The sequence below is a fragment of the Mycobacterium sp. genome (genome assembly GCF_049281135.1).
GTDB lineage: Bacteria > Actinomycetota > Actinomycetes > Mycobacteriales > Mycobacteriaceae > Mycobacterium.
The window spans coordinates 1-2,793 of the sequence record NZ_JBAPRN010000292.1; the positions used below are offsets into that span (position 1 = coordinate 1).

The window sequence follows — 2,793 nt, forward strand, 5'->3', positions numbered from 1 at the left end:
GCGTGAGATAGATCTGCGTCGTGGACAGGTTCGCGTGACCCAGGACGTACTGCACGTCGGTCAACGGCAGCGCGCCATCCTCGGCCATCCGATAAGCGGCGGTGTGCCGCAGCGAATGCAACGTGGCCCCTGTACCGGCGCGCTTGTTGACTCGCTCGAACATGCGATGGACAGCGTGATAGGTCAGGCGCCGATGCGGAGGCCGTAACGTCCACCAGAGCGGCTGCCTGCGCCCCGCCGGAATCATCCCTTCCATCTCCACCTGGTAAAGCCGAAGCCAGACGAACGCGTCGCTGGACGCTGGCAGTTCCTGCACCGCGCGGGTGCCCTTGCGGACCACGCTGATCACCCCGCGGCCGGGGTCGACGCCACCGCAGGTCGCCGACAGCAACTCCGACGCCCGCGCCCCGGTCGACACGTAGAACGCCACCAGCGCCCGATCGCGGTGGGACGGCAGCAGGGCGAAGATCTCGTTGAACTCCCCGTCGGGAACGCTGCGCGGGATCCGGCTCGGCAGCGTCGGCCGATATCGCCCAACCCGCTCGTTGCGATGCGGTTCCATGGGATTGTGGTGGGCATGCGCCCGGCCGTTGCGCCGCAGCCGGTCAAGCGGGAACGGATTCAAGATCGAACCAGTGCCCGCCTCCCGGTGTAAGTCGTAGAAGTTGCGCAGCACCCTCTCGCTGTGAGCGCGCACCGACGCCGAATACGACTGCCCCGAGGACGTCGTCGCGGTCAGGTCCTCGCCGCGCCGCCAATGCACACGGACCGGCTTCCCGCTGACCTGCAACCAGCGGGCGAACTCGCGTGCCTCGACCTGCGTCGCCCGATCCCACGACATCTCGATCGCCCAGAGGAACCGAAACCAGCGAAGCAAGTCGAGTGCATACGAACGCAGCGTTGCCGGCGAACGACCCGCAGCCTGCAACTCCCGCAGGTAGACGACGATCGCAGCGACGACCTCGCCGACCCCATCGACGACGCGCCAAGGCTCGGCGGCATCCGCCGTGTCGACCACCCGACCGATCTGCGGAACGAGCGTCCGCGCCAAGTCCCGTTGTCCCCGCAACTCATCCGACATGCGGCGAGGTCTAACAGCGGGACCAGTCGCGACACGCCACCGACACCGGCTAGTTCAGTCAACAGGTAGTGCACGGCGAAGCGGACGTAATCCGGGGTGGGCACCACAACATTGGCTACGACGCCACCTTTGAGGCAGCCCATCCGGTCGGCCAGCACCACCGCGGGGACCCCGCCCAGGACGTCGAAGCACTCGGCCAGCATCGCCATCGTGGTCTCGGCGCGTTCGTTGTCGGCAAAACGCACAAACCGCACCCGGGAGAAGGCCAGCACCGCGCAGAACACGTGCAGCCCGCCCAACACACCCCGGTCGATGACCAGATACCGCCCCGCAGACCACACCGCCGGGCGTCGGCCGCGGGGATTCTCCTTACGCCATAACGCTTTCTGCGCTGCGACCAACCGACGAAAGTTGCGGGCCGAACCGCCATACTCGGCAGCGTGCGCCGCCGGTAGCAGCCGCTTCGCGGTGATCCGGGCGTTCGTCTTGGCTACGCGGTGCGCGACCAGGTCGACAACGCCGCCGTAGTTGTGTGAGCCGGCAGCCCGCTCAGCTGGTGGCAAGCTGGCCGTCATGACGGGCGATGACCCGCCGCACCGTCTTCGCGGTAGTGCCACTGATCGCGGCCGCACCACGGTAAGTGCCCACCTCGCGGTAGGCGGAAAATGATGTCCATTCGTTCGCTCGCAGACTTCAATAGAAGCTCCGTGGGCGGTGACAGTGACTGGTTGGCACCGCCACCGTCACCGTCACCGTCCAGGCCACAAGCTCCAGGCCGACGCGACGAACGAAGGATGAGGACTTTTACCTGGCCAAAACCGGGGACCTAAACCTGGCCACTACCGGGGACTTTTCCATGGCCACGGACATCAGAATGGCAAGATACCATGGGGCAGAGATCGGAGCCAGCAGCACCAGTGTAGATCGGGTGTACAGAAAGAATGCCGACGCATCAGTTGGCGCGTGCGCCAAGTGGATCGGCGGATCGTATGAATTTCCGTCATTCCAGAGATACCTGAAGGGTAGCCATACCGTTTCGCGAACATCCTGTATGACTCACGCGTCCGTGGGCTCGTAGGCGTGATCCTGCGTTGCGCCGATCGAGTGCGGTCAACACAAGCCACGAACAAAGCACGCCGTGAGAACTACCGCGGCCGGGATCAGCTACGCACCGGCGGTCCAGTCACCCGGAGGCCTAACGGTTCGCCTTGCCCGCGATCGCCCATGCGCCTCAGGTTCCGAAGGATCACCTGAAGCGGTAGCTAGGTCAACATGGTCCACAACGACTCGCCGCCGATGGATGGACGTGGCGACACCCTATCTCGAATGGAGCGTGGCGACAGGCCGGAGGGTCTATGCACGCGCGTGTATCAGGCCTCGTTCGAATTCCTCATTGAAGGGTGCCATACAATTCCTCCTCGACCACACTGACGACTTGAGTCTGCGCTGACGACCAGCCGCCACCGCGTATTGCTGATGCGGCCGCACCAGCTCGCGCCGCAATGTTGGGTGTCTCGACGACTCCGCTGAGCGCATCGGCCATCGCAATCGGGGCTGGCTGCGCCCATACCGCGTACGGACTCGGAAGCTCCGAACGAGCGAACGGAAGCTCGTTGACCACCGGAATGTTGCCCGCAGCGAGCATCTCATCCGGAACCAGCGATACGTTCGTGAAGGACATCGACAAACCAGCGATTGTGCGATTGTAGAGC

General features: G+C 64.7%; 2 protein-coding genes and 1 pseudogene. All 3 read right to left on the reverse strand.

Translation table 11 applies throughout. The features are described from left to right. Nucleotides 1-1,081: tyrosine-type recombinase/integrase (locus WAN02_RS11750; protein ID WP_422264344.1), on the reverse strand; the 1,081-nt coding region annotated here is incomplete at its 3' end. Nucleotides 1,082-1,146: 65 nt separating this feature from the next. After that, a pseudogene (locus WAN02_RS11755) lies at nt 1,147-1,778 on the reverse strand (IS21 family transposase); the annotation flags it as partial. Between the two features lie 693 nt (nt 1,779-2,471). Next, nucleotides 2,472-2,793 (reverse strand): hypothetical protein (locus WAN02_RS11760; RefSeq protein WP_422264345.1); only part of this gene is annotated, 322 nt, incomplete at its 5' end.